Here is a 24,375-nt window from a genome sequence, read left to right as displayed (position 1 = left end):
GCTATGGCGAAACGGTGGCTGCCTCGAGTTCCTTGAATGCCTCGCCCGTGTACTGTGCCAGCCGTTGCAAATGCGGCACCGTGTCCCGGCAGCCCAGGAACCCGAGAACGACTTTGTCCGTATAACCGACCAGCGTGACGTTGAGCCCGTAGCCGTCGCACAGGAATGACATCGGCACGATCAAGTCCAGTTTGGCTCCGGAAAGGTACAACGGCTGCTTGGAGAGCACGACGTTGGAGACGGTGAAGTTGAACAGCGGCGGAATCACCCCGAGCGCTCCGGTCTTTTGGCCCAGGGCGATGGGCAGCAGGCCGAAAACGGAATAGTGCTGTAGGGCGTTCGGCGACATGGCCAGCAGCTCCGCTTTGCCTCGGCTAGTCGATGCCGCGATGTTGGTCAGCCGCTCGACAGGGTCGTCGATCGACGTGCCAAGCGCCGCGACGAAACCCGACGCCGCGTTGACCGTGTCGGCGTCGCGTTCAAAGCCGACCGGCACCGACACGGTCAGGCTGCTCGGGGGCAGGGCGCTGCAGTCCTGCAGGTAGCGGCGGCAAGCGCCGGAGACCGACGCCAAGATCACGTCGTTGACCGTGGTCTCGGTGGCGTTGGACACCGCCTTGAGCCGCGGCAGGTTCAGGACCTGCACGGCAAGGCGTTTATGCCGGTTGATCCGGGTATTGAACGGTGTTCGCGGGGTGTTCAGCGCCGCCAGCACGGAGCTGTTGGCACCGCGCGCCATGCTGGTGAGTTTCCCGACCAGTTCACCGACCGCCGAAACACCCTCGACGGTGCGTTTTGCCGTCGTTACCGCGAAAACGTTGGCCAGATCGTAATCGTCGCCCAGCGGCTCGGGCTTGCCCGAGCCGGGAGGCATTTGCGGATCGGTGGTCAGCCAGCTTTTGATCAGGTTCACCGCCCCCATACCGTCCACTGCGCAGTGGTGGGCCTTGAAATAGATGGCGAACTGGCCATCCGCCAGGCCCTCGATGACGTGCAACTCCCAGAGCGGTTTTGTCATGTCAAGCGGCGTCGAGTGCAGTCGCTCGACAAGGGCTCCGAGATCGCGGGCGGTCCCCGGACGAGGTAATGCCGAGAGGCGGACGTGGTACCCCGGATCGGGCTGCACCTGCTTCCAATACGCCATCGTCGGGCCACCCGCGATCACGCTGTCAAACGGGAAGGGCAGGAACGCCAGTTGCGAGACGGCCTCGTACAGGTCGCGGATAAAGCTTCGCGGTGCTCCCTTGGGCTTGTCGAAGACCGCAAACGCGCCGATATGCATCGGCGTGCGCGCCGCCTCCATCCTCGCGAACATCTGATCCAGCGGGCTGAGCAGCTTCACCAGGCCACCCTAGCGATTTCGCCTTCGATAATTCCGCAAACGCAGGGACAACCCTACCGGTGCCCGCCGGTGCGGGAGCTGCTTCACTGTCGGCGCGGTAGGCTGCCAACTTGCAGGCCGGCCAGCGGTGACGTGCCTTCGAACACCACTCGACCGAACTTCCTTACAGTGCAACAGAGTTCGCCGTCAAGATGCTCGATGTCGGTGTCGACGTTGCGCCGCTCGGCGGGCAGCGGTACCGGAAGCGCGTGCGGTGTCCGGCCGGCGCTGTTGCCCTTCAGCTCGATCTGGTAGTGGGGCGCGAGCGCTCGTACCGACCAGCGGCCGTCGCTGACTTGTGATCGCACCAGCGCTGGGGGCGTCAATCGGATCACGCGATCACCGAGTCGCACGACCACCCCGGTCACCTCGCGGCGGATCGGGCCGAGCCGAAGAACGCCACCCGAGAAGGCGACGGAGACATCGGCGCCGTCGAAGTCGTGCGCCTGTCCCCACCACCAACGCTCGGGAAAGCCCGCGCCCCAGTTCCGTTCGGCATATAGCTGGGCTCCGTCGAACGACCAGATACCTCCGTTGAATTCGACTGAGCCGCTTGCTGTTCCGCCCAGCCGGTAGGGATGCCAGTACTGGTTGAGGAAGGGGATCGAGGAAAAGATCCCGCCGCCTCCCAGAGCCATCGGCCATACGAACGGATCGGCGAATCGCAGGTCTAGATGGACGTCGTCGAGGTCGATGTGGAGCCGATCGGTGCCCGCGGCCACCCGGCCCGTCGCACTCGTTCCAGCGTGCACCGAGAAGGGCGGCGATTCGGCTTCAGCGCCCGTCAAGGCGGCGGTGCGCACGATCCCGCCCGGATTCAATGCGACCGCGACCGTGGCCCAGTCCCCGTCCGGGTGTTTGTTCACGCGACATAGGCCGACAACAACGCGGCCCGAAGCGCGGTCGGTGAGCCGCCAGAACCAGCCCTCCATCTCACGGCCATGTGAGGGCAGCGGATCGCCGAACGGCAGGTCGGCGCCGGTACGTCGATAGGCGTCGACCAAGCGCTTGGTGACGCCTTCTGCCACCCATCTCAGGTATGCAGCGGTCATCGTTGTTGCGCCGCGTAGATCTTGGCCAGGAATTGCTCGACGGCAATCGCGGCATGCGCCGCTCGGGCCGAGCCGAAAATATCGAAAGCGTGCTGGGTGAAGGGCAGCTCGGCGTACACCACGGGTTGACTGCTGACGTGCCGCAGCCGTTCGACAAAGCCGCGGGCCTGCTCGACCGGAACCAGCGAGTCGTTGCGGCCGTGCAGCACAAAAAACGGGGGAGCGTCCGCGGAAACGTGGTTGACCGGCGACGCGGTGATAAATGGTTGCAGGTTCTTCGAGGGGCGCTGTTTGACCACATAACGCACGAGAAGGCCCGGCATCATTGGATGCATCGCGTCGTCGAAGCGGGTGAAGTCATAGACGCCGTAGAACGGCACGGCGGCCTGAACCCGGGTGTCGGCGTCTTCAAATCCGGGCTGAAACTGCGGATCGTTGGGCGTTAGCGCCGCCAGCGACGATAGATGTCCGCCGGCCGAACCGCCGGTGACCGCAATAAAGTCGGGGTCGCCGCCGTACTCGCCGATGTGGGCCTTGACCCAGGCCAGGGCTCGTTTGACGTCGATGATGTGATCTGGCCAGGTGTTACGTGGGCTGTGTCGGTAGTTGATGGCCACACAGATCCAGCCCAGCTCGGCAAGGTGACTCATCAACGGGTGGGCCTGTCCACGTTTGTTGCCCGTCGTCCACGCCCCACCGGGTATCTGGAAGAGCACCGGAGCCTTGCCGGTGCGATCGAGATCGGGACGTCGCCAGATATCCAGGTGGTTGGCACTGCCGAATTCGCCGTAGCTGATGTCGCCGTCGTGGGCGTAGTCGCGGTAGATCCGCAACATGCGCAGCGGTCCGGGGGTCTTTGCGGTCCCGCCGCCGGCCGGGCGACGCCACAGGGCGGCCGAGTCCGCGCGCCGATCGGTTCCCAGGCCGCTGTCCAACGCGGCGTTGAGCAGGGCATCGGCCTGATGGCCGGCCCTACTGAAGTTCACCAAACCCAACGTCGAAAAGGCTGCGACCAGCCAGGAGATCGCCCGCACCGGGCGGGTCAGCCGTTGAGCTGTCACCACCAGTCCGCAAAGCTGGCTGGCCAGCGTTGGTAGGGGGAACTCGGTGACGACGAGACCGAAAAGCCACGACCACAACGACAGGAATCCCTTGCGCGCCAGCGGCCGATAGGCGTTGAGGGTGGAGACGGCGGTAACCGCGGCCACCACCAGCGCACCGACCTGCCGGACGATGTGGATGATTCGAGCTCTGCCCATGGGGGTCACCTTACTTAGCCTGCCTTCCCACTGAGTTGTCAGGTGTATCCTGACGCCCTATCATGGTGTCAGGAAAACCCTGACGCCAGGAGCGGTGATGAGTTCTCGCGCGAAACCGGCAGCGCAGATTTGGTGTTCGTTTTGTGGAAAGTCGAACACTGAGGTCGACCAACTGGTGGCCGGTCCTGGTGTGCAGATTTGCAACGACTGCGTTGGGATCGCCGACGCGATCATGCGGAAGTACCGGGGCAAAACGCGAGAGCTTCGACTGCCGATGTGGGGGTCGATGACCGACCAGCAGATGCTCAGCCATATCCCTCGCATAGCGGTGGTGTCCAAGCAGGTCGAAACCGACTTGCGGTCGTGGGTGCAGGAGCTTCGTCGCCGCGAGGTGACCTGGTCGAGAATTGGTGAAGCCCTTGGTATGACCAGGCAATCCGCTTGGGAACGGTTTTCCGCAGAAGCGTAGCTGGGGCGGGATCCGCCGGAAGCTCGTCGGGCTGGCGATCCAGGGTGGTGCCCCAAGCCCGCGCGCAGAAGCCCCCGGTGCGGGCGAACGGGCCCACCACGTGCAGTAATGGATTGGTGGGGGCCGTCGAGTCGGCGCCGCGGCTGTTTGCTCGACGTCTCGCATCCGGCCGCCGCTTCGTTGCATACCGCTTGGCATTGGCGGCCGGCGTAACGCCGGTTGGCGAACCGGGCGGTAGGTCACACCATTGCGGTCGGTGGGATCTTCAGGCCGATTGCCAACGCGCCGGCGAGTTCACGGCTGGTGTCGTAGTCGAATACCACGTGGCCGCTGATCACATCGACGTCACGCTGGGCCCGCTGAAGCGGGTTTCGCAGGAAGTGCGCGCTAGCACCCGATGCTTCGAGCAAGTCGCCGATGACCGCGCGCGATTCGCGCACGATGTGTGCGGCGGCCAGCCGGGCGTCGGCGCGGACCGGGCGAGACACGCGGTCGCCGGCCAGCAGGATCTCGTCGATGCGCCCGGTGGTGTCGGCAAGCAGCCCGTGCAGGGCGCGTAGTCGCACGCCCGCCTGGCCGAGTCGGGCTTGGGCGGCCGGTTTGTCCTTCTGCTTGGTGCCCTCGTAGGCCAACTCACGTTCGCTCAGCCGCTGGGTGAAGATATCGGCGACGCGCTCGGCCGCACCCAATGCCGGCATGGCGGCGACCAGTGCGAGCGCGGGCACCATCGGCCATCGGTAGGCGACCGCATCATGCAGGTGCGTTCCGGGCGTGCTGCCGGCATAGATGTCGCTGATACTGACCAGGCGGTGGCTGGGAACGAAGACATTCTCGATCTCAATGTCGTTAGAGCCGGTGGCCCGCATCCCGTCGGTGTGCCAGACATCGATGACGCGGATGTCGTCGGCGGGTACCAGCACGAGTGCGGGGTTGATGGCGTCATCGGGTCCGCAGAGTGCGCCGACGATGCTCCAGTTGGCGTCCATCACTCCGGTGGCCCACGACCACCGGCCGCTTAGCCGAACGCCGCCGCTTGCGGCGACGCCACGACCGGTCGGCGCCAACGGCGCCGCGGCGAGAAACGGCCGCGCCCGGAAGCCCTCCTCCTGGGCCTGCTCGTCGAACAGTGCCAGCATCCAGTTGTGCAGGGCGTAAAACGCTGCGGTCCAGGCGGTCGAGACGCAGCCGTGCGCCATCCGGCGCACAGGAGCCAAGATCTCCGAGAATTCGGCCTGGTGCCCGCCGTATCGCTGCGGTCTCAACACATCGATGAATCCGGAGTCGGTGAGTTCGGTGACCGTGGTCGCGGGCAGCCGGCGAAGCTCCTCGGCCTCCTGTGCGCGCTCGGCGAGCCGCTCAATGAAGGTATCGGTGAGGCCGCCCGCAAAGGTGGTCATCCCAACACCATACCTTTTGGTTCGGAATTGGGGGTGGGTACTGCTTCTCCAAGACGTACTCGACCACGAACCGTAGGCTCAGATCCATGGTGACGCGTCGTAGGTCGGGAAATGGGCGACTGACCGTGGACGATTGGGTGCAGGCCGGCTTCGAAATCTTGGCTGCTGAGGGTCTCACCGCGCTCAAACTCGATCAGCTTTGCGCTCGTCTGGGTGTGACAAAGGGCAGCTTCTACTGGCATTTCGAAGACATGGAGGGCTACCGCAGGACGCTCGTTACTTCGTGGGCGCAACTCCACGACAGCGATCGCCAGCAAGTCGACCGGATGAGAGAGCTGCCGCCCCAGCAGCGGCTGGCCGCGATGATGGCATTGCTGGTCAGGCCGCGACTTTACAAGCTCGAGCGGGCCATGCGGGAATGGGCGCGCTCCGACGAGTCCGTCGAGGCAGCGGTGATGAAGGCCGACCGTCAGATGCTGAAGGCCACGCGACAGGCATTCTGCGACTACGGGTTTGACAACGACGAGGCTGAAAGGCGGGCCACCACTGCGTTCGCAACTGGCATTGGACTGCTGCACATGTCTGTTTCGGAGCTCAAGAGCGTGTTCGGTGCCGAGCTCAAGAAACAGTCGGTGTCGCAGCGTAACTGGTTCGTCGACTTCCTGTTGCGGCCTTGATTGCCGCGATGCCCAGCTCCCGGGTGCGCCGGTTTGCTGATGGAACGGCCGATCACGAGAACCCACGGTTGGCATCCTCGTGTCTGGCTATCGGAACCCGCTTCCTGATCGTGGTCGATTGACGTCGCCGGCCAGCCATCCGCCTGCAACGCTTGCTGCTATCCCGGGATGACCGGAGTTCGCTGGAAACTTCAGGCGCAGTTTCGATTTCGAGATCGTTCGGCTTGCGGGCACTTGGTACCGCAAGGGCCGGATCGAATTGATTGGGCAACGCGTTTTCCAAATTCAGGACAGCCCACGGGGGTTCGTCCTAGGCTCGGTGAGCGGTGCGGCATCGGACGGCCGCGTTTGTCGGGCTTGGGGCAGGACGCCAAAGCGTCAGGTGTTGAGAGGGGATGGACAAGGTGACTTTGTTGGTTGCTGAGCCGCAGGCAATGGTGGCGGTTGCTGGACAGATTGAAGAGGTCGGCGCGGCGATCAGCGCGGCCAATGAGTTTGCCGCGGGTCCGATCTCGAGCGTGGTGGCGGCCGCCGGTGACGAAGTGTCCGAGGCGATCGCGAGCCTATTCGCCAGCTATGGCCAGCAATATCGGGCCATCGCCGCACAGGTCGCGGCCTTTCATAGCGGGTTCCACCAGACGCTGAACGCGGCGGCAAACGCATACGCGCAAGCCGAGGCGGACGGCGCTGCCGCCCTGGCGGGGGCCTGGGGAGCGTCTGCGGCACCGACGGCCACGCCGGCCGCTGCGGCGATTCCGCCATTTGCCGCGAACAAGACCACATTGTTTATTGGTGGCACGGGCGTCCCGATACCGGGGCCGACATTCATCGAGATGGCGAACGAGCTCTACGTCCGCTCTGCCAATATCCTGCTGGGGCTGAATACACCCGCAGAGCTCTACCCCCTGACCGGCGTCAAAAGCATGACCCTCGACGCGTCGGTGAGCGAGGGTTTAACCATTCTGGACAACGCAATCAATGATCAGCTCACGATTCCGAATAACACGGTAACCGTATTCGGAATCTCGCAAAGCGCGGTGATCGCGTCATTGGAAATGCAGAAGCTGGCCGCGTTGGGCGCCGCCGCCCCGAGCGCGTCCGAACTCAACTTTGTGCTGTTGGGGAATGAAATGAACCCCAACGGTGGCATGCTGGCGCGTTTCCCCGACCTATCGATCCCGAGCCTTGGCCTCACCTTCTATGGTGGAACGCCGTCGGATACCATCTATCCGACGGCCATCTACACTCTCGAGTACGACGGTTTCGCCGACTTCCCCCGGTACCCTTTGAATTTCATTTCCGATCTCAATGCCGTCATGGGCATCGTCTACGTGCATCCCACGTATTTGGATCTGACTCCAGCCCAGGTCGATAACGCTATTCAATTGTCGACATCGCCGAACTACTCCGGCGTCACCAGCTACTACATTATTCCGACGGAGAATCTGCCGTTGCTAGAACCGCTGCGCGCGGTTCCCGTTATCGGCAATCCGCTCGCCAATCTGGTTCAACCGAGCTTGAAAGTGCTGGTAAATTTGGGTTACGGCGACCCGGCCTACGGCTACTCCACGGCCCCCGCGGACGTCACGACGACGTTCGGTTTGTTCCCCGATGTCGCACCGCAGGTCGTCGCCGACGCGCTGGTGGCCGGAACGCAGCAAGGTATCCACGACTTCTCGGCCGATATGCAGCAGATCTTCTCCCAGCCGATCACTCTTCCGGCGCTGGCGGCGCCGCAACCGCAGGATCTGATGGCGACGCTTGCTGCGGCCCCCTCACCCACGCAGGTCGTCAACACGCTGACCAAGATCGTCTCCGACGACTATGCGGTCCTGCTTCCACTGGCGGACATCGGCACGGCATTCGCGATCACAATGCCCACCTACGACACCAGTCTCTTTGTCGACCAACTCGTGCAGGGCAACCTTATCAATGCTCTCGGATATCCCATCGCCGCCGACGTGGGGCTAACCACGATCGCTGGCGGGGTGGTTGCCCTTGTTGTCCTCGGCACTCTGCAAAGCAACATCAGCGACTTGCAGAGCCTCATTCCCTAGCGCAGCAGGCCGCGCCAGGGGGAGATTGGCTGTTGTTAGCCGACCTCTGCCCGGCTATCCAGATTCCTGACGGCGATCGGATCGTTCTCGGTCAGGCCGACTTTCGCCGCACCGCCTGGTGACCCCAGCTCGGCAAAGAAGTCGGCATTGATCTGGCGGTATGCGCTGTACTCGGCGGGCAGATCGTCTTCGTAGTAGATCGCCTCCACCGGGCATACCGGCTCGCAGGCGCCGCAATCGACACACTCGTCGGGGTGGATGTACAGCATGCGGGAGCCCTCGTAGATGCAGTCGACGGGACACTCTTCAATACATGCCTTGTCTTTGATGTCGACGCAGGGTTCGGCAATCACGTACGTCACAAACGCTTCCTTCCTAGAGACGGCCGATACGAAGCAGGTCGGCCATGCTCGCCACCTTGACTCTAGGGCGTTGCTGCGCCTGGCCGGATTCTCGTTCGAAGCGATCGATGGCCTGCCAGTGCGCGGCGCTGACCAGGTCGGGCTGACGGGCGGCCAGCCAATTTGCCAATTCGTCGGCGCGGTCGCAGGAGGGTGCGCAATCGGGCCTGATGGCCAGGTCCTCGAGCAGGGTGTCGATTGTGTCCTGGGAGTCTTTCTTGTTGGTTCCGATCACTCCGGTGGGGCCACGCTTGATCCAGCCGACGACATATTCGTTGCGGCTACCAGCCACTCGCCCGCCGCGGTGGGGGATGGTGGCGCTGGCGTTGTCGAACGGCAGGCCCGGTGTGCGGACGCCGCGATAGCCGACCGAGCGCACCACCAATTGCGCGGGCAGTTCCTCGCGTTGGCCGGTGTCTTTGGCGACAATCCGGCCGCTGGCATCGCTGATTAGCTCGTTGCCGCCCAACACGATGCTTTCCACCTTGTCTTCTCCCTTGATTTCGATAGGAGATGTCAAGAACCGCAAGATGATTCGACGGTGGCCGGGCCGGGGGGCGCGATCGGCATAGCCGCGCAGCACCCTGATGTTCTGCTTGGCGACTTTGCCGGCCGCGGCCGCGTCGTCGTCGGTGATGCCGGCCAGTTGGGCAGGATCGACGATCACGTCGACGCCGTCGAGCTCGCCCAACTCGCGCAGCTCGAGCGTCGTAAACGCGCTCTGCAGTGGCCCGCGCCGGCCAAGGATCAGCACTTCGTCAACGGTGCAGGCGCGCAACGCTTCCAGCGCGTGATCGGCGATGTCGGTCGTGGCGAGCACGTCGGGATTGGTCACCAGGATGCGGGCCACGTCGACCGCGACGTTGCCGTTGCCCACCACGACGGCGCGGGCGCCCGACAAGTCTGGCGCCATCCGCTCGAAGTGCGGATGCGCGTTGTACCAGCCGACAAAATCGACCGCAGCGACGCTGCCGGGTAATTGCTCCCCGGGAATGTTCAGTGGCCGGTCGGATTGTGCACCGATGGCGTAGATCACCGCGTCGTAGCGCTCGGCGAGTTCGACTGTCTCGATGTGCTCGCCCACCTTGATGTTGCCGAAGTAGCGGAAACGAGGGTCCGCGGCGATCTTCTCGAACTGCTGGCTGACCGATTTGATCTTGGGGTGATCGGGTGCCACGCCGGAGCGCACCAACCCCCAAGGTGTGGGCAGCATTTCCAACATGTCGACCGCGACCTGGATTTCATCGGAGCCGTCCGCGGCTTTCAACAAAGCCGCCGCGGCAAAGAATCCCGAGGGACCGGCGCCCACGATGGCGACGTGGTAGGGACGGCTCATGGGTGTCATCGTTTTCATGGTTCCGGTCACGCGGGGACCGGGGTAGAGGTATCAATGTTGTGATGTCACAAGCAATGGTTGTGCCCGGCCCAGTTGTGGTGATTTGATCAACCATGCCGCTCAGCTCCCGTATGCCCGAACTCGGATCCTTCGAGATATTTTTGGCAATCGCCGAGACGGAGAGCCTTGGCGCCGCGGCTCGTGAACTTGGATTGACCCAGCAGGCTGTCTCAAAGCGGCTCGCGGCGATGGAGGCGCAGATCGGCGTGACGCTGGCCGTCCGGACGACGCGCGGATCTCAGCTCACGCCGGCCGGCCTGATCGTTGCCGAGTGGGCGGCCCGCTTGCTGGAAGTCGCCCAGGAGATCGACGCGGGTGTGGGCTCGTTGCGTAAGGAAGGCCGCGAGCGCATCAAGGTGGTGGCCAGCCAAACCATTGCCGAGCAGCTGATGCCGCATTGGTTGCTGTCACTACAAGACGCGGCCAAACGGCTCGGGGGCACCGCCCCGCAAGTGATATTGACCGCCACCAATAGCGATCATGCGATAGCCGCGGTTCGCGACGGCACCGCGGATCTCGGGTTCGTCGAAAACCCTGGTCCACCCAAGGGGTTAGGTAGCCGGGTGGTGGGACATGACGAACTGGTGGTCGTGGTGCCGCCGGCACATAGGTGGACGCGTCGTTCACAGCCGGTCAGCGCCCGCGAACTCGCGCAAACACCCTTGGTGGCTCGCGAACCCCGTTCGGGCATCCGAGATTCACTGACGGTGGCGCTGCGACAGGTGTTGGGCGAGGACGTACAGCAAGCGCCGCCGGTGTTGGAATTGTCCTCCGCCGCGGCCATGCGCGCCGCGGTCCTTGCCGGCGCGGGGCCGGCGGCGATGAGTAGGCTGGCCGTCGCCGACGACCTGGCAGTCGGCCGACTCCGCGCGATCACTATCCCCGGATTGGACCTGAGGCGCCAGTTCCGCGCAATCTGGGTTGGCGGGCATACCCCGCCGGCCGGTGCCATGCGGGAATTGCTCAGTCACATCGCATCGGGGTAGCACCGCCCGCGTGCCGAGGCGTGAAACGGGTCGGAGCAACCGGATTCAGGCGGCGGCGGGATCTGCCGCCAGCGCTCGATCGAAGCGATCGAGCACGGTGTGTGCCACTAGTCCGTGTGCGCCCAGCGGCTGTGCCATGGGAATTCCGTTGTCGCATGCGTACTTCCACACACGATCGGTGATTCGTCCAGGTGCCAAAAACCAGGGTGCGATAACGATCCGTCGGGCGCCGCGGCGCTGCAACTGCCTGGCGGCATCGGCCACCGACGGTTGGGGGCCGGTGGCGAACGCCATTGTGGCTCCGGACCAACGGGTCTCTGCGGCCAGTTTGGTTGCAACCTGCGCGGTGCGGGCGTTTACGGCGGAGTCCGATGAGCCGATCGCGACCACCACCACCCCAAGCTGGCGGTCGAACGGGGAAACGTGGAGTTCCGCGAGTCGTTCTCGCAGTACCAACACTAATCGATCGTCCTCGCCGAGTACGTCGGCCTGCCGTATGTAGCCCACGCCGGCGCGTGAAATCTGTTCGGGGATATCGATCCGGGCGTGATACGCGCTGGCAAGCAGCAGGGGAGTGACCACGGCCGGATGACCATCCGGCAGGCCGGTGAGCACATCGATGAAGTTGGGCTCGCTGAGTTCCAGGAACGCCAGCCGTACGTCGAGGCCCGGACGCATGCGTTGCAGACGGGCGGCTAAGGCTCGTGCGTTGGCGGCCGATCGTGGATCCTTACTGCCGTGCGCGGTGAGGATCAGGGTGTTTGGTGAGGTGCTCATGAGGAATGGAGTCCGCATTCGGTCTTGGCACGCCCCTGCCAGCGTCCGCTGCGCGGGTCGGAGCCTGCGGTGGGTTTGGTAGTGCAAGGTGCGCACCCGATCGATGGATAGCCTTCGTCGACAAGAGGATTGACCAGCACGTTGTTTTTCTCGATGTAGTCCTGTACTTCTTGGTCGGTCCACGCGACCAGCGGGTTGATCTTCACCAGGCCGAACGTCTCGTCGAAGCTGACGACCGGGGCGCGGGCGCGAGTGGGTGCCTCGACTCGGCGCAGACCGGTGACCCAGGCCGAGTATTCGTGCAGCGCGTTGGCAAGCGGGATGACCTTGCGCAGCCGGCAACACTCGTTCGGGTTGCGTGAGAACAGGTCCTTGCCCAGCAATTCATCTTGCTCGGCCACCGTGTGTTCGGGGGTGATGGTGAGTAGGTGGATGTCGTAGACAGCTTCGACCGCGTCGCGGGAACCGATGGTTTCGGCGAAGTGGTAGCCGGTGTCGAGGAAGATCACCGGCACTCCCGGGCGTACCTTGGCGGCCAGATCCACCAACACGGCGTCTTGCATGTTGGAGGCCACCACGTAGTTGCAGGTGGCACCTCCCCGCGGTGCGGCCATTTTGCCGAAATGCTCGTCGGTCCAACGCAACACGTCAGTGGCGCCGGCACCCTCCAGCTGCTGGGCACCGTGGGTGGCCAGCTCGCGTAGCTGGGCCTCGATCTCGTCCATCCCGTCGTCCTCGGCTCGTCTTGACGCACCTACCGCAGGTCTGTCTCCTCTGCCCGGAGCGCCCAGGTCGCGAATCGTTCGCCGTCCTGGCGCTGCTTGACGAAGTTGCGCACCACTCGATCGATGTAGTCGCCCAGCTCGTCGCTAGTGACCTTGTGCTGGCGCAGTTTTCGGCCGAATCCGCTGTCTTGGCCCAGGCCGCCACCGAGATGAACCTGGAAGCCCTCCACCGAGCCACCGTGTCCGTCATCGACCATTTGGCCCTTGAATCCGATGTCGGCAACTTGAATGCGAGCGCACGAATTGGGGCACCCGTTGACGTTAACCGTGATCGGCACGTCGAGCTCGGCGTTAATGTCCGCCAAGCGACCTTCCAGTTCCGGCACCAAAGATTGTGCCCTAACCCGGGTTTCGGCGAACGACAGCTTGCAGAACTCAATACCCGTGCAGGCCATCAAATTCTTGCGCCAGGACGAAGGCCGCGACGGGAGACCCAGCGCGTCCAAGCCGGCAACCAGCTCGTCGAGCTTGTTGTCCGGGACGTCGAGGATAACCAGCTTCTGATACGGAGTGAACCGGGCCCGGTCGGAACCGACCATCTCCATCAGGTCGGCCACCGCCGACAGGACGGTGCCGGTTACCCGTCCCGCGATGGGGGCAACGCCGACGGCGTTGAGTCCGTTCTTCAGCCGTTGCACTCCGACGTGGTCGATCGGGTGCTCGACCGGCTCGGGCGCGGGGCCGTCCAGCAGCGGACGCTTGAGGTACTCGGTTTCGAGGACTTCCCGGAACTTCTGCACTCCCCAGTCCTTGATCAGGAACTTCAACCGCGCCTTGGCGCGCAGCCGGCGGTAGCCGTAGTCGCGGAAAACCCGGGTCACCGCTTCCCAGACGTCGGGTACCTCCTGCAGCGGAACCCACACACCGACTCGTTGAGCCAGCATCGGGTTGGTTGACAGGCCGCCGCCCACCCACAGGTCCATCCCGGGGCCGTGCTCGGGGTGATTGACGCCGACAAACGCGACGTCGTGGGTTTCATGTGAGACGTCCTGCAGGCCCGATATCGCGCTCTTGTATTTACGCGGCAAGTTCGCGTACTCGGGATTGTTCATGAATCGTTTGATGATCTCGTCGATTGCCGGTGAGGCGTCAACCACCTCGTCCAGCGAGTCGCCGGCCAGCGGCGACCCGTGGATGCCGCGGGGGCAATCTCCGCAGGCTTCGGTGGTTGTCAGACCGACCGCATCGAGCCGTTTCCAAATCTCGGGGACGTCCTCGATTCGGATCCAGTGGAATTGCACGTTTTCCCGATCGCCGATATCGGCGGTGTCTCTGGCGAATTCGGTTGAGACTTGGCCCAGCGTGCGGAGCGTGTCGGTCGTCATAGGCTTGCCGTCGGAACGCACCCGCATCATGAAGTACTTGGCCTCGATGGTGTCGGTGTTCTCGTCGCCGGTCCAGGTACCGTCATAGCCCTGTTCCCGCTGGGTATACAGGCCCATCCAGCGGAAGCGGCCACGCAGATCGCTCTTGTCGATGCTGTCGAAACCTTGCTTGGCGTAGACATTGAGTATCCGATCGCGCACATTCAGCGGGGCATCATCGTGCTTGATCTGCTCGGTGTCATTGAGCGGCGCACCCGGTCCCAGTGCCCACTGGCCTTCGTCGCGAGTCTTGGCGGGACGGGCTGTGGTCATGCGGCGTACTCCTTCGCGAACATTTCCAATCCGGATGCCAATCTGCCGACCTGGATTCGCTTGCCTGCATCGCGCGCATCGGCGATAAGTGCCCAGGGGACGGGACCCGACGGCATGCGGCCGCAAGGTGGGCCTGCGACATCAACGATGATGTTGGTCAGCGGAAAGCGCCCGTAGGCACTACATTGGACCCGCGAGTCATAACCCCGATGGTGGCACCGATCGCATCGGCATCGGTAGAGGTCTTCGTGTTGTGAGGCCACAACGCGCGGTTGTGGGTAGCTCGGCTGTCGGACGGGCAGATTTCAGGTCAGAAGATTGCGCGTAACGCAACCAGTCCACCCGCGCTCAGGATCGCGGCCGACGGCAGCGTGATGATCCACGCCAACGCGATCGGCTTCATCAATCCCCAGTTCGTGGCCCGGTTGACGATGCCGACGCCCAGTACGGCACCGATCAGGATATGCGTGCTGGAGACGGGTAGCCCCAAGACGGTGGCCCCCATGACTACCCCGGCCGCCGACAATTCGGCCGCGAAACCCGACGCCGGGTGCATCGTGGTGAGGTTGTGCCCGACGGTGGCAATCACTCGGCGTCCGATGAACCACAGCCCCGCGCACAACGCGACGCCGAACGTGATCATCACCGCGGTAGGTACCGCCGCCTTGCCTTCGATGGACCCCGAGCGCAGCACATCCAGGATCGCTGCAAACGGTCCTATGGCGTTTGCAATGTCATTGCTGCCGTGGCTGAACGCGAAGCCGGACGCGGTGAACACCTGCATCCAGCTGAACATCAAGAAGGTCGAGCGCGATAGCGATTCGCCCCGAAGGGTTTTGGCCAGGATGAAAGTGGCCATCCAAACCGCGGCGCCGACCATAGCCATGATGAAGTAGTTGTTCATGGCGGTGAGGCCCAGGTGCATGTGCTGAAACCCCTTGAACAACAACATCGCGGCGATGATCATCGATCCGCCAGCGGCGACCAGCGGAACCCAGGTCTGCAGAGCACGGAATGCGTCGATCGAGGATGTCTTGGTGTCAATTTCGTGGAGTTCGCGATAATATTCGGACTCCAGTTCGTCCGGATCGAAGTCCCTGCGGTTTGCCGCGACGGCGTCACGTGCCAGTGCGCCGGTATAGGCGATCTGCTGGATCTCGTTGAGTCGTTCGAATGCCTCTTTGTGACGCTGCCGATGCGCGATGCGTTCTTGTTTGATCGCCAGTAGTTTCCGATCGGCCTCTTCGTTGTACAGCAGAATGTGGCGTTTGATAGCGCCGTAGAGCAGATAGGACACCACTCCACCCAAGACCGGTGAAAGCACCCACGATATCGCGATTTGGCCAATTTGATCCCACTGGATCATCCCGAGAGCGGATGCACCCTTTCCGTCCACAACGCCCAGGGTGACTGCGGCGCCGACGATCCCGCCGACGATCGAGTGTGTGGTCGACACCGGATATCCCATCCGGTTGGCAAACAGCAGCCATAGCGCTGCCGCCATCAACGCCGCCAGCATGATGTTCATGAAGTCACTTGGACCGACCGAAACTCCGGACAGGTCAACGATGCCGCTACGAATGGTCTCGGTGACGTCGCCGCCGGCGATCACCGCGCCGCTGACCTCGAAGATGGCCGCGACCAGAAGCGCCTGTTTCATAGTCAGCGTGCCCGCTCCGACGCTGGTGCCAAACGAGTTGGCGACGTCGTTGCCGCCGACGTTGAAGGCCATGAACATGCCGACGATCGTCGCCAATACCAGGATGACCTTGTTCGCTCCGGACCCGACATAGTCGAATGCCCAAGAGGAGAACAGCACGAACGAGCCGGCCAGCAGCAGACCAAACGAGAGGTGCCACTGGCGATCCTGCCCGAGGAAGCCTCCGTATTGCGGTGTCGGCGTCATGGGATCCTGCAGTCCGCTTGCCACCAGTGCCCGTCCCCGTGTGGTTTTCTGTCGCGGCTCACGCCGGCTCGCGTTCGGTGATCGAGCGTCAGCAGGCTACGACACGGCAGCGAGCGACGGGTAAACCTCGGGTGAACAAAGGTGGTACGGAAGGGGCATTCGCTGTTCTAGGGCCGGCAACCAGATCCTTGAGCGCTGCCAACGCATCACCCAACGACCTCAGCGAAGCCCGCACCAAGTCGGCGCCGATAGCGCGCACTAACTTCAGCGGGCGCATCCGGTTGGCAGAAGCCGATGCTCCTCACCATCGTCACCGGGGCGTAAGGCGGGCACAGCGAATGCCACAACCGACTCATCAACCACGCCAGTCACTTAGTCTTCGGATTCAGAAGGTCACAGAATCTGTGCCACCGACCGCGGTGGCTATGCACTCACCAATCACGACGAGCACCAACCGGTACCGGTCAACCTCGCCCGTGCTAACCACGAGGCGCCAACGCGACGAGCTCAGATACCCCTGTCAGCAGCCGTGTACCTGGTTTTAGCTATCTGCAGCTTCTGTGCTATCCGACGGAGGTCAGCGGAACGACGATGCCCCAGCTCGCTCATCCTGACGTCCAGAGCGCGGGCTTGCGCAATGAATGACGCCGACGCCGTATCGGTGCACACGTTTGTTGGTACCACGGGCACCACCTCTGCGTCGAGGTTGTCAGCGGTCTGATTGTATTCGGCCATCGCAGCAAGGAGCGCGTCATGATTGACGGTAACCGCCGGTACAAACATTTCCAACTCCCGATGTGTGCATTGTTGAGGCATTTGCGGTCGATCTGGTTACATGCACGACAGCATCGACCATTTGCGTGGCTGTTGTCAATAGCGAAGCTGTGCGACACCGCATGTCAGAATTGATCGTAGGAAGAATATTTGCCGTGTGATGAATTTGACAACCGAATTCGGCCATTGACATCAGCATCGGGTTTCCATAGCATCCCATTTTCCAAGGTTTATCGGAGGTGATTAAGCGGTGGTCAGCATTATGGTCGGCAAACCGGTGGGCGAATACGCTTCGTTCATGCTCGACCCTGGCGGGTGGCCCAACTTCCCGCCCGGTGAAATCCAAGGTTATTACAACGAGATGGGATTTCGTATCATGGGGGTGGGCGGCATCGCGGCCGAGGCCGATGCCGCAACTGAAGAGCTTTTGACGAACTGGACGGGGCTCGCTGCTAATGCAGCCGCCGCGAGAGTCGCTGTTTTCCGTAACAGCCTGATGCCACTGCAGTCGTTCATGGTCAGGATCAGGACGTGGTACGCGAAAGTAGCCACCGATGTCAGGACAATGCAACTGATGATCACTGCTAGTGTCGAATCGGCTGAAGCTCAAATCCAAGCCTTACAGGCCGGGGGTCCAGAAAACGAACCGGCGATCGCCGCTATAGTCGCGCAGCGACTCGCCACCCACGTCCAAATGGTCGAATCGCTTGCAGCAAGAATCAATGCGTCAGCTGGCGCGGTATTGGCTACGGCCCCTGCGGTCTAGTGGTTTTCTGGCCGTGGGCGGTGCTTGAAGGCGCTTGAAGGTGATGTGCTCGAGGCATTTGATAATTTGGCTGTCGACTTCCCCGCGGGCGTCGAACGGAACCGTGGTCGCGAAATCGTTGATTGTCGCTAGATTCCGATGCTTGGGGCGCATACACCGTGAACCCAAACTTGTGCACGGGAGGCACGGTGGCGGGCAAAGACTCAGTCGATGCAATGTCGCGTCGAGAGCTTTTGACCAAAGCCGCCGCCGCGACCAGTTCCGGTACCCTGCTGTCGTTTGCCGGCCCGGTGATCGTAAAGGCTTACGGTGCAGGCCCCTGCTCGGGTCACTTGACCGACGTCGAGCACATCGTGTTGCTGAGGCAGGAGAACCGGTCATTCGACCACTATTTCGGAACGCTGTCGGGCGTCAATGGGTTCAGCAGCGGCTCGCCGCTATTCGCCCAAAAAGGGTGGAACCCGATGACCCAGACGAATGATCCGGCCGGCACTAGCTTGCCATTCCGCTTCGACACCACCAGAGGCCCCGCGTTGCCGGGGAGTGCGTCAACGACCCCGACCGCAGCTGGATCGTCATGCACGAGGCATGGAACGGCGGTGCCAACGACAATTGGCTACCGGCGCAGGCCGCGGTCAGTGCGTTGCCGGGCAACACACCGGTGACGATCGGCTATTACACGCGCCAGGATCTCCCGATCCATTACCTGTTGGCTGACACGTTCACGGTTTGCGATGGCTACTTTTGTTCGTTGCTGGGCGGGACGACGCGCAACCGGCTGTACTGGATCAGCGCCACCGTCGATCCCGATTGCGCAAACGGGGGGCCCCAGTTAGTGGAGCCTTTCAACCAAGCGCTGCAGAAATTCAGCTGGCGCACGATGCCGGAAAATCTCGAAGACGCCGGCGTCAGTTGGAAGATGTATCAGAACAAACTTCTGGGAGCGATCAACAACACGACCATCGGCTACAACGGCGAGCTGAACTTGTTCAAACAGGCCGGAAATCCAAGGTCGAATCTGGCCCGCAACGGCATCGCGCCGACCTACCCGGGGACTTCGTCGCCGACGTCAAAAACAACAGGCTGCCCAAGGTGTCCTGGGTGCTTCCGGGATTTCTGCTGTCCGAGCATCCCGCGTTCCCAGCCAACGTCGGTGCTGTTGCCATCGTCGACGTGCTCCGGATCCTGCTGTCCAACCCGGCGGTATGGGAGAAAACCGCGCTGATCGTCAGCTATGACGAAATCGGGGGGTTTTCGACCATGTCGTGCCGCCCACACCACCACCGGGGACGCATCACGGTAGCCGACATCAGTTCCGTGGATGGGTCTGGTGGCATCCGCGGACCGATTGGTCTGGGATTTCGCGTGCCGAGCATCGTCATTTCGCCGAACAGCCGTGGCCCGCTGATGGTGCACGACACGTTCGACCACACGTCTCAGTTGAAGCAGGATTCCCAGCGGACCCTGCTGAATTCGAGTGGACAGGCGGCGGTGAAGCGACGTGTCCTTGGTCAATCTTCGGGTGCGGGGAAGACAACACCGGGGTTGAGGATGCCGGCGGGATCGAAGGACTGCTTGATGCGGCGCATGAGGCCGATCTTGACCGGATCTTCGAGGTCGACGAAGTAGGGTACCTTGGCCCGCCCAACCCCGTGTTCGCCGGAGATCGCGCCTCCCAATTCCATTGCCAGCGCAAAGATCTCGGTCATGAGGAGCTTCTTTCGCTCCGAATCCTTGCACACGATGGCCATGTGCACATTGCCGTCGCCGGCGTGGCCGCAGCCGATCGCGGCGCCGCCGGCGCTGGTCGCCAGACCTCGTGCGGTGCTGAGGAATTTCGGCATCGACGCGCGCGGGACGACGGTATCGATGATGTCGTCGGCGCCCGCGGCCTTGGCCGCCCAAAACGCTTTCTCGCGCGCCTCGATCAGCTTGCGCGCCGAGTTTCCTTCCAGGATGTAGGCGTCGATCGCGCCCAACTCCGCGAGCATCTCACCCGCGGCCTCGACGTCCTCGAGCAGTCGATCGGCGGTTCGGTTCTCCAGCGCGACAAGAAGATACGCTTGGCAGCTGTCGCGGACCCGGTCGGGAATGCCCAGCTCCAGATTTTGGGTATGGACCAGTGCCGCCATCGTCAAGTTGTCGATGTATTCCAGGATGTAGGGCGCAAGCCCGCTGGCGAGAATCTTCGGCACCGCGGTCATGACCTGGTCGAAGTCGGCGAACGGGGCCAGCACACTGGCGCTGTGGTCCAAGCGCGGATGCAGCTTGACGATCACCTCGGTGGCCAGGGCCAGGGTGCCTTCCGAGCCGACGATCAGCTGGGTCAGATCGTAGCCGGTGGAGACCTTAGCGATCTTGCCGCCGGTTCTGATGATTTCGCCGGTCGGCAGCACCGCTTGCAATCCGAGCACATTGTTGCGGGCTATCCCGTACTTGACCGCACGCATACCGCCGGCGTTGGTTCCGACGTTGCCGCCGACGCTGGAGGAAAGCTCGCCCGGGTGCACCATGTAGCCCAGGCCGGTATCGATGGTCGCGGCGTCCAGCTCGCTCAGCGTCACCCCCGGTTGGACCACGGCGACCTGGTTTTCCGTATCGACCTCCAACACGCGATTCATCCGCTCGAATGAGATCAGCATCCCGCCCGCATACGGCCGCGCCGCCCCGGACAACCCGCACCCGGAGCCGCGAGCCGTCACCGGCACGCCGTGTTCCGTGGCGGCCACTAGCAGCTGCGAAACCGCTTGCGCGGTTGCCGGCTTGACGACGTACGCCGGCTGTTGGGCGGGCTGCGCCAGCTCCTCGTCGTGTGAATAGTCCTCGGAAATTGCGTCGCCCGTGAGCACATTGTTGTTCCCGACGATTTCCGCTAACCGCGCTGTCATATCGATCATCGAAGACCTCACGCTTCTGCCGTGCTGGACAGCGATTCACTCTATAAGGCTGTCCAGCAAATCCACAGAGTCCGTCGGCTCTGGGCGAAGGGATGCTGAGTCCCGCCTACGATTGCGGTGGCGCCCATCTGGCAGGCGTAGGGTGCGGCTCGTGAAGTCTTCTATTGGGAGGGTCGCGTTGAGCACCGGTGGCGGTGACGCACCCGGGCTCAACGCGGTCATCCACGCCGCCACCCTGGCCGCGCGCAACCGGGGCTGGGATGTGGTGGGGATCCGTGACGGCCTCAACGGGTTGCTGCTGCCGCAGAACTATCCCGACGGCGGGCTGATGGAGCTCACTCGCGACCGGGTTCGCGGCATCATCCACCAGGGCGGCACGATCATCGGTACCACCAATCGGGGCAACCCGACGGCCTATCCGGTCCAACGCAGCGATGGTAGCTGGATCGAGGTGGATCGCACCGACGAGTTGCTGGCACGCTGCGCCGAGCGGCAGATCGACGCGTTGATCATGATCGGTGGCGACGGATCGATGGCGATAGGCCAGCACCTGTACGAAGCCGGGCTGCGCCTGGTCGGTGTGCCCAAGACCATCGACAATGATCTGGACAAGACCACGTCGACATTCGGCTTTGACAGTGCCGTTGATTTCGCCTCGGAGTGCATCGACCGGCTATTCGCGACAGCAACGTCGCACGGCCGCATCATCGTGGTGGAGGTGATGGGCCGCTACGCCGGATGGATCGCCCTGAATGCCGGCATGGCGTCGGGGGTACACGCGATTCTGATTCCCGAGATCCCGTTCAGTCTAGATCCGGTGGCGGCGGTGATCGCCGACCGCGAGCGCCACGGCGCCAAGTTCTCCATCGTCTGCGTCGCCGAGGGCGCCAGCCCGGTGGGCGGCGAGGTGTCGATACTGGGCAAGGCGCCGGGGCAGGCCGAGCGCCTGGGTGGCATCGGTGCCAAGGTGGCCGCCGAACTGGAACGAATGACTGGACGCGAAGCGCGCACGGTGGTGCTGGGCCACCTGCTGCGGGGCGGTTCGCCGACCTCGTTTGACCGATTGCTCGGACTGCGCTTCGGCGCCGCTGCGGTGCGGGCACTCGACGAGGGCCACAACGGCGTGATGGTAGCGCTCAACCCACCCACAGTGGATTACGTCCCGCTGGTCGAGGCCACCCACCGCCAAAAGACGGTCCCGCTCGACTGCGACTCCATACTGACCGCCCGCGATATGGGCATCAACTTCGGTGACGAAATGCCCCGTCACAGCATGATCGACTAGGTCGTCGCACCGGGGCTCATTGCTGGGGCACCACCTGCCGCTCGAGTTCGAGGACCTGGCGGGTGGTCTTCACCACCACATCGGGGTTCAGGCTGATCGAGTCGATACCGGCGCGGACCAGGAATTCGGCCATGTCCGGGTAGTCCGATGGTGCCTGGCCACACAACCCGGAGTGCATTCCGTTGCGGCGGCAGCCCGCCACGGCGAGGCGGATCATCTCCTTGACGCCCTCGTCGCGTTCGTCATAGTCGAAGGCCACGATCTCGCTATCCCGGTCGACCCCGAGCGTGAGCTGTGTCAGGTCGTTGGAGCCGATGGAGAAGCCGTCGAAGCGTTTGGCGAACTCGTCGATCAAGATGACGTTGTTGGGAATCTCGCACATCGCATACACCTTGAGTCCGTTTTGACCGCGCCGCAGACCGTGTTCGGCCATCGTCTGCAGCACCAGGTCCGCCTCGGCCACCCGGCGAACGAACGGCAGCATGATGACCACGTTGCTCAGGCCAATCTCCTCGCGTACCCGCTTCATCGCGCGGCATTCCAGCGCGAAGCCTTCGGCGTAGGCCGGGTGCGCGTAGCGCGAGGCGCCGCGGAACCCGATCATCGGGTTGCTTTCGGTCGGCTCGAAGCCGCCGCCGCCGATCAGGCTGGCGTACTCGTTGGACTTGAAGTCCGACATCCGCACCACGACGGGTTTGGGCCAAAACGCCGCCGCGATAGTGCCGATGCCCTCCGCGAGACGCTGCACGAAGAACTCGGCCCCGTTGGAGTAGCCGCGGGTGAGTTGCTCGATGGTGCGACGGGCCTCAAGGTCAGCGACCCTGTCGGGGTGGAGCAGGGCCAGCGGGTGCACCTTGATGTATTCGCTGACGATGAACTCCATTCGGGCCAGTCCCACACCATCATTGGGCAAGAACGAGGTCTTGAACGCGAGGTCGGGATTGCCGAGGTTGACCATGATTTCGGTGTGCGGCCGCGCCAGGTCGGTCACTTCGGTGCGGTCCACATGGAAGCCCACCTCGCCGCGGTACACTCGCCCGGTGTCGCCCTCGACGCAGGACACCGTAACGACTTGGCCGTTAGGCACTTTGGAGGTGGCGTCACCCGCGCCAACGACCGCCGGGATTCCGAGTTCGCGCGCGATGATGGCCGCGTGGCAGGTCCGCCCGCCACGGTTGGTGACGATCGCGGCGGCGTTCTTCATGACCGGCTCCCAGTCCGGGGTGGTGGTGTCGGCGACGAGAACCTGGCCCGGCCGGAAGTCTGACAGGTGCTCGAGGTGCTCGATTCGTTTGACCACACCCGCGGCGACCCGCTCGCCGACCGAACGGCCTTCGGCGAGCACGTCACGCGTCGCGCCGGAACCTTCCAGCACATAGGTCTCCACCGTCGTCAAGCAGCGCTGGGAGGCTGCTGTCTCGGGGCGCGCCTGCACAATGTAGAGCTTTCCGTCCAGCCCGTCCTTGGCCCACTCGATATCCATCGGTCGCCCGTAGTGCTGTTCGATAGCCAGTGCGTAGCCGGCCAGTTCGAGCACATCCTCATCAGTAATGCAGAAATGGGCGCGGTCGGCCTTCGGCGTGGGGATATTGCGGGTCGTCTGTTTTGTCCCGCCCTCGACGAAGACCATCTTGACCGCCTTGTCACCGATCAGCCGGCGCAACACGGCGCGGTGACCGGCCAGATAGGTCGGCTTGTGCACGTAAAACTCATCGGGGTCAACCGCCCCCTGAACCACGTTCTCGCCCAGGCCGTAGGCGCCCGTCACGAAAACCACGTCATTGAACCCAGATTCGGTGTCGATGGTGAACATCACCCCCGACGAGGCGAGATCGGAGCGCACCATCTTCATGATGCCGATTGACAACGCGACCTTGAAATGGTCGAAGCCCTGGTCGATGCGGTAGTGGATGGCCCGGTCGGTGAACAGGCTGGCGAAACACCGGCGGCATGCGTCCAGCAGACTTTCCGAACCCGTGATGTTGAGGAAGGTTTCCTGCTGACCGGCGAAGCTGGCCGTGGGCAGGTCCTCGGCGGTCGCCGAGCTTCGCACCGCCAGACTAACGTCCTCGCCGTACTCCTCGGCCAGCACGCGGTAAGCAGCTACGATTTCTTTGGCAAGATCGTCGGGAAGCCCTGCACCGTAGACGATTTCACGGGCACGTTTGCCTTTGCGCGCCAACGCGGCGACGTCATCAGGGTCGAGGTCGTCGAGTTCGGCATGCAGCGCGTCCCACGCGTTGGCCCGGTCCAGCATGTGCTTGTAGGCATCGGCGGTGGTGGCGAACCCGTACGGTACCCGCACGCCCTGCTCGGATAGCTTCTGGAACATCTCGCCCAGCGAGGCGTTCTTGCCTCCGACCAGTGGCACATCCTCGATGCCGAATTCTTCGAAGAATCGTACGAAGCGAAAGCTGATCATGACCCCATCCTTGGTGTGCTTACTTCATGGTTCGGGGCAGCGGCACCGAAC

General features: G+C 63.2%; 20 protein-coding genes and 2 pseudogenes. 10 read left to right on the top strand and 12 right to left on the bottom strand.

All coding sequences use genetic code 11. The features are described from left to right. Window position 1: 1 nt before the first annotated feature. The 3 genes from MB901379_RS14815 to MB901379_RS14805 form a co-directional block, all read right to left on the bottom strand. The gene (locus MB901379_RS14815; RefSeq protein ID WP_158017357.1) at window positions 2-1,342 is read right to left on the bottom strand and encodes a WS/DGAT/MGAT family O-acyltransferase; all 1,341 of its coding nucleotides are present in this window, start codon (window positions 1,340-1,342) and stop codon (window positions 2-4) included. An 83-nt stretch (window positions 1,343-1,425) separates the two neighbouring features. Further along, window positions 1,426-2,433 (bottom strand): tocopherol cyclase family protein, encoded by a 1,008-nt coding sequence (locus MB901379_RS14810; protein ID WP_158017356.1) that lies wholly within the window; start codon window positions 2,431-2,433, stop codon window positions 1,426-1,428. Further along, window positions 2,430-3,692: an alpha/beta hydrolase gene (locus MB901379_RS14805; protein ID WP_158017355.1), complete on the bottom strand. Its 1,263-nt coding sequence runs from the start codon at window positions 3,690-3,692 to the stop codon at window positions 2,430-2,432. The genes MB901379_RS14810 and MB901379_RS14805 overlap by 4 nt, the downstream gene beginning before the upstream one ends. A 97-nt stretch (window positions 3,693-3,789) precedes the next feature. Between MB901379_RS14805 and MB901379_RS24705 the strand changes: the two are divergent. Together MB901379_RS24705 and MB901379_RS24700 are read left to right on the top strand one after the other, a co-directional pair. Further along, window positions 3,790-3,918 (top strand): annotated as a pseudogene (locus tag MB901379_RS24705) (ClpX C4-type zinc finger protein); the annotation flags it as partial. Window positions 3,919-3,978: 60 nt separating this feature from the next. Then, a complete protein-coding gene (locus MB901379_RS24700) occupies window positions 3,979-4,161 on the top strand; it encodes a hypothetical protein (RefSeq protein ID WP_232022177.1) in 183 nt (60 codons plus the stop codon). Between the two features lie 239 nt (window positions 4,162-4,400). Here the strand turns inward: MB901379_RS24700 and MB901379_RS14795 are convergent, their stop codons facing one another. Then, on the bottom strand, window positions 4,401-5,558 hold the full coding sequence (locus tag MB901379_RS14795; RefSeq protein ID WP_158017353.1) for an acyl-CoA dehydrogenase family protein: 1,158 nt from the start codon (window positions 5,556-5,558) through the stop codon (window positions 4,401-4,403). 86 nt (window positions 5,559-5,644) lie between these two features. Between MB901379_RS14795 and MB901379_RS14790 the strand changes: the two genes are divergently transcribed. Next, the gene (locus MB901379_RS14790) at window positions 5,645-6,235 is read left to right on the top strand and encodes a TetR/AcrR family transcriptional regulator (RefSeq protein ID WP_158017352.1); all 591 of its coding nucleotides are present in this window, start codon (window positions 5,645-5,647) and stop codon (window positions 6,233-6,235) included. A 404-nt stretch (window positions 6,236-6,639) separates the two neighbouring features. Then, a complete protein-coding gene (locus tag MB901379_RS14785; protein ID WP_158019191.1) occupies window positions 6,640-8,292 on the top strand; it encodes a PE family protein in 1,653 nt (550 codons plus the stop codon). Between the two features lie 35 nt (window positions 8,293-8,327). Here MB901379_RS14785 and fdxA read toward each other — a convergent pair whose 3' ends face one another. Further along, window positions 8,328-8,654 (bottom strand): ferredoxin, encoded by a 327-nt coding sequence (fdxA, locus tag MB901379_RS14780; RefSeq protein WP_158017351.1) that lies wholly within the window; start codon window positions 8,652-8,654, stop codon window positions 8,328-8,330. Between the two features lie 13 nt (window positions 8,655-8,667). Then, complete coding sequence (locus MB901379_RS14775) at window positions 8,668-10,029, bottom strand: FAD-dependent oxidoreductase (protein WP_232021857.1); 1,362 nt, start codon at window positions 10,027-10,029, stop codon at window positions 8,668-8,670. Window positions 10,030-10,142: 113 nt separating this feature from the next. Between MB901379_RS14775 and MB901379_RS14770 the strand changes: the two genes are divergently transcribed. Next, window positions 10,143-11,075 (top strand): LysR family transcriptional regulator, encoded by a 933-nt coding sequence (locus tag MB901379_RS14770; protein WP_158017349.1) that lies wholly within the window; start codon window positions 10,143-10,145, stop codon window positions 11,073-11,075. 45 nt (window positions 11,076-11,120) lie between these two features. On the opposite strand, the gene MB901379_RS14765 is transcribed toward MB901379_RS14770, so the two are convergent. The 4 genes and pseudogenes from MB901379_RS14765 to MB901379_RS14750 form a co-directional block, all read right to left on the bottom strand. Continuing rightward, entirely contained in the window at window positions 11,121-11,852 is a 732-nt protein-coding gene (locus tag MB901379_RS14765; protein ID WP_232021856.1) for a sirohydrochlorin chelatase, read from the bottom strand. Beyond that, window positions 11,849-12,577: a phosphoadenylyl-sulfate reductase gene (locus MB901379_RS14760; protein ID WP_158017347.1), complete on the bottom strand. Its 729-nt coding sequence runs from the start codon at window positions 12,575-12,577 to the stop codon at window positions 11,849-11,851. The genes MB901379_RS14765 and MB901379_RS14760 overlap by 4 nt, the downstream gene beginning before the upstream one ends. Window positions 12,578-12,606: 29 nt before the next feature. Then, window positions 12,607-14,274, bottom strand: coding sequence for a nitrite/sulfite reductase (locus MB901379_RS14755; RefSeq protein ID WP_158017346.1), 1,668 nt, complete (start codon window positions 14,272-14,274; stop codon window positions 12,607-12,609). A 310-nt stretch (window positions 14,275-14,584) separates the two neighbouring features. Next, window positions 14,585-16,242, bottom strand: a pseudogene (locus MB901379_RS14750) (inorganic phosphate transporter). 962 nt (window positions 16,243-17,204) lie between these two features. Between MB901379_RS14750 and MB901379_RS14745 the strand changes: the two are divergent. The 4 genes from MB901379_RS14745 (at window position 17,205) to MB901379_RS24690 (ending at window position 19,349) form a co-directional block, all read left to right on the top strand. Beyond that, window positions 17,205-17,720: a hypothetical protein gene (locus MB901379_RS14745; protein ID WP_232021855.1), complete on the top strand. Its 516-nt coding sequence runs from the start codon at window positions 17,205-17,207 to the stop codon at window positions 17,718-17,720. 215 nt (window positions 17,721-17,935) lie between these two features. Beyond that, on the top strand, window positions 17,936-18,385 hold the full coding sequence (locus tag MB901379_RS25045; protein WP_269462796.1) for an alkaline phosphatase family protein: 450 nt from the start codon (window positions 17,936-17,938) through the stop codon (window positions 18,383-18,385). Continuing rightward, window positions 18,298-18,945 carry an alkaline phosphatase family protein gene (locus tag MB901379_RS25330; RefSeq protein WP_408632295.1) on the top strand — a complete coding sequence of 216 codons (648 nt, stop codon included), beginning with the start codon at window positions 18,298-18,300 and terminating at the stop codon, window positions 18,943-18,945. The genes MB901379_RS25045 and MB901379_RS25330 overlap by 88 nt, the downstream gene beginning before the upstream one ends. Then, window positions 18,837-19,349 carry an alkaline phosphatase family protein gene (locus MB901379_RS24690; RefSeq protein WP_408632383.1) on the top strand — a complete coding sequence of 171 codons (513 nt, stop codon included), beginning with the start codon at window positions 18,837-18,839 and terminating at the stop codon, window positions 19,347-19,349. Before MB901379_RS25330 ends, MB901379_RS24690 begins: the two co-directional genes overlap by 109 nt. Here the strand turns inward: MB901379_RS24690 and MB901379_RS14735 are convergent. Next, a complete protein-coding gene (locus tag MB901379_RS14735; protein ID WP_158017344.1) occupies window positions 19,232-20,617 on the bottom strand; it encodes an FAD-binding oxidoreductase in 1,386 nt (461 codons plus the stop codon). The genes MB901379_RS24690 and MB901379_RS14735 overlap by 118 nt on opposite strands. 151 nt (window positions 20,618-20,768) lie before the next feature. Between MB901379_RS14735 and MB901379_RS14730 the strand changes: the two genes are divergently transcribed. Continuing rightward, window positions 20,769-21,902 carry a 6-phosphofructokinase gene (locus MB901379_RS14730; protein WP_158017343.1) on the top strand — a complete coding sequence of 378 codons (1,134 nt, stop codon included), beginning with the start codon at window positions 20,769-20,771 and terminating at the stop codon, window positions 21,900-21,902. Between the two features lie 16 nt (window positions 21,903-21,918). On the opposite strand, the gene ppsA is transcribed toward MB901379_RS14730, so the two are convergent. Then, window positions 21,919-24,324: a phosphoenolpyruvate synthase gene (ppsA, locus tag MB901379_RS14725; RefSeq protein ID WP_158017342.1), complete on the bottom strand. Its 2,406-nt coding sequence runs from the start codon at window positions 24,322-24,324 to the stop codon at window positions 21,919-21,921. Window positions 24,325-24,375 lie beyond the last annotated feature (51 nt).

Source organism: Mycobacterium basiliense (assembly GCF_900292015.1).
GTDB lineage: Bacteria > Actinomycetota > Actinomycetes > Mycobacteriales > Mycobacteriaceae > Mycobacterium > Mycobacterium basiliense.
This window is presented reverse-complemented; position numbering and strand designations above follow the sequence as displayed.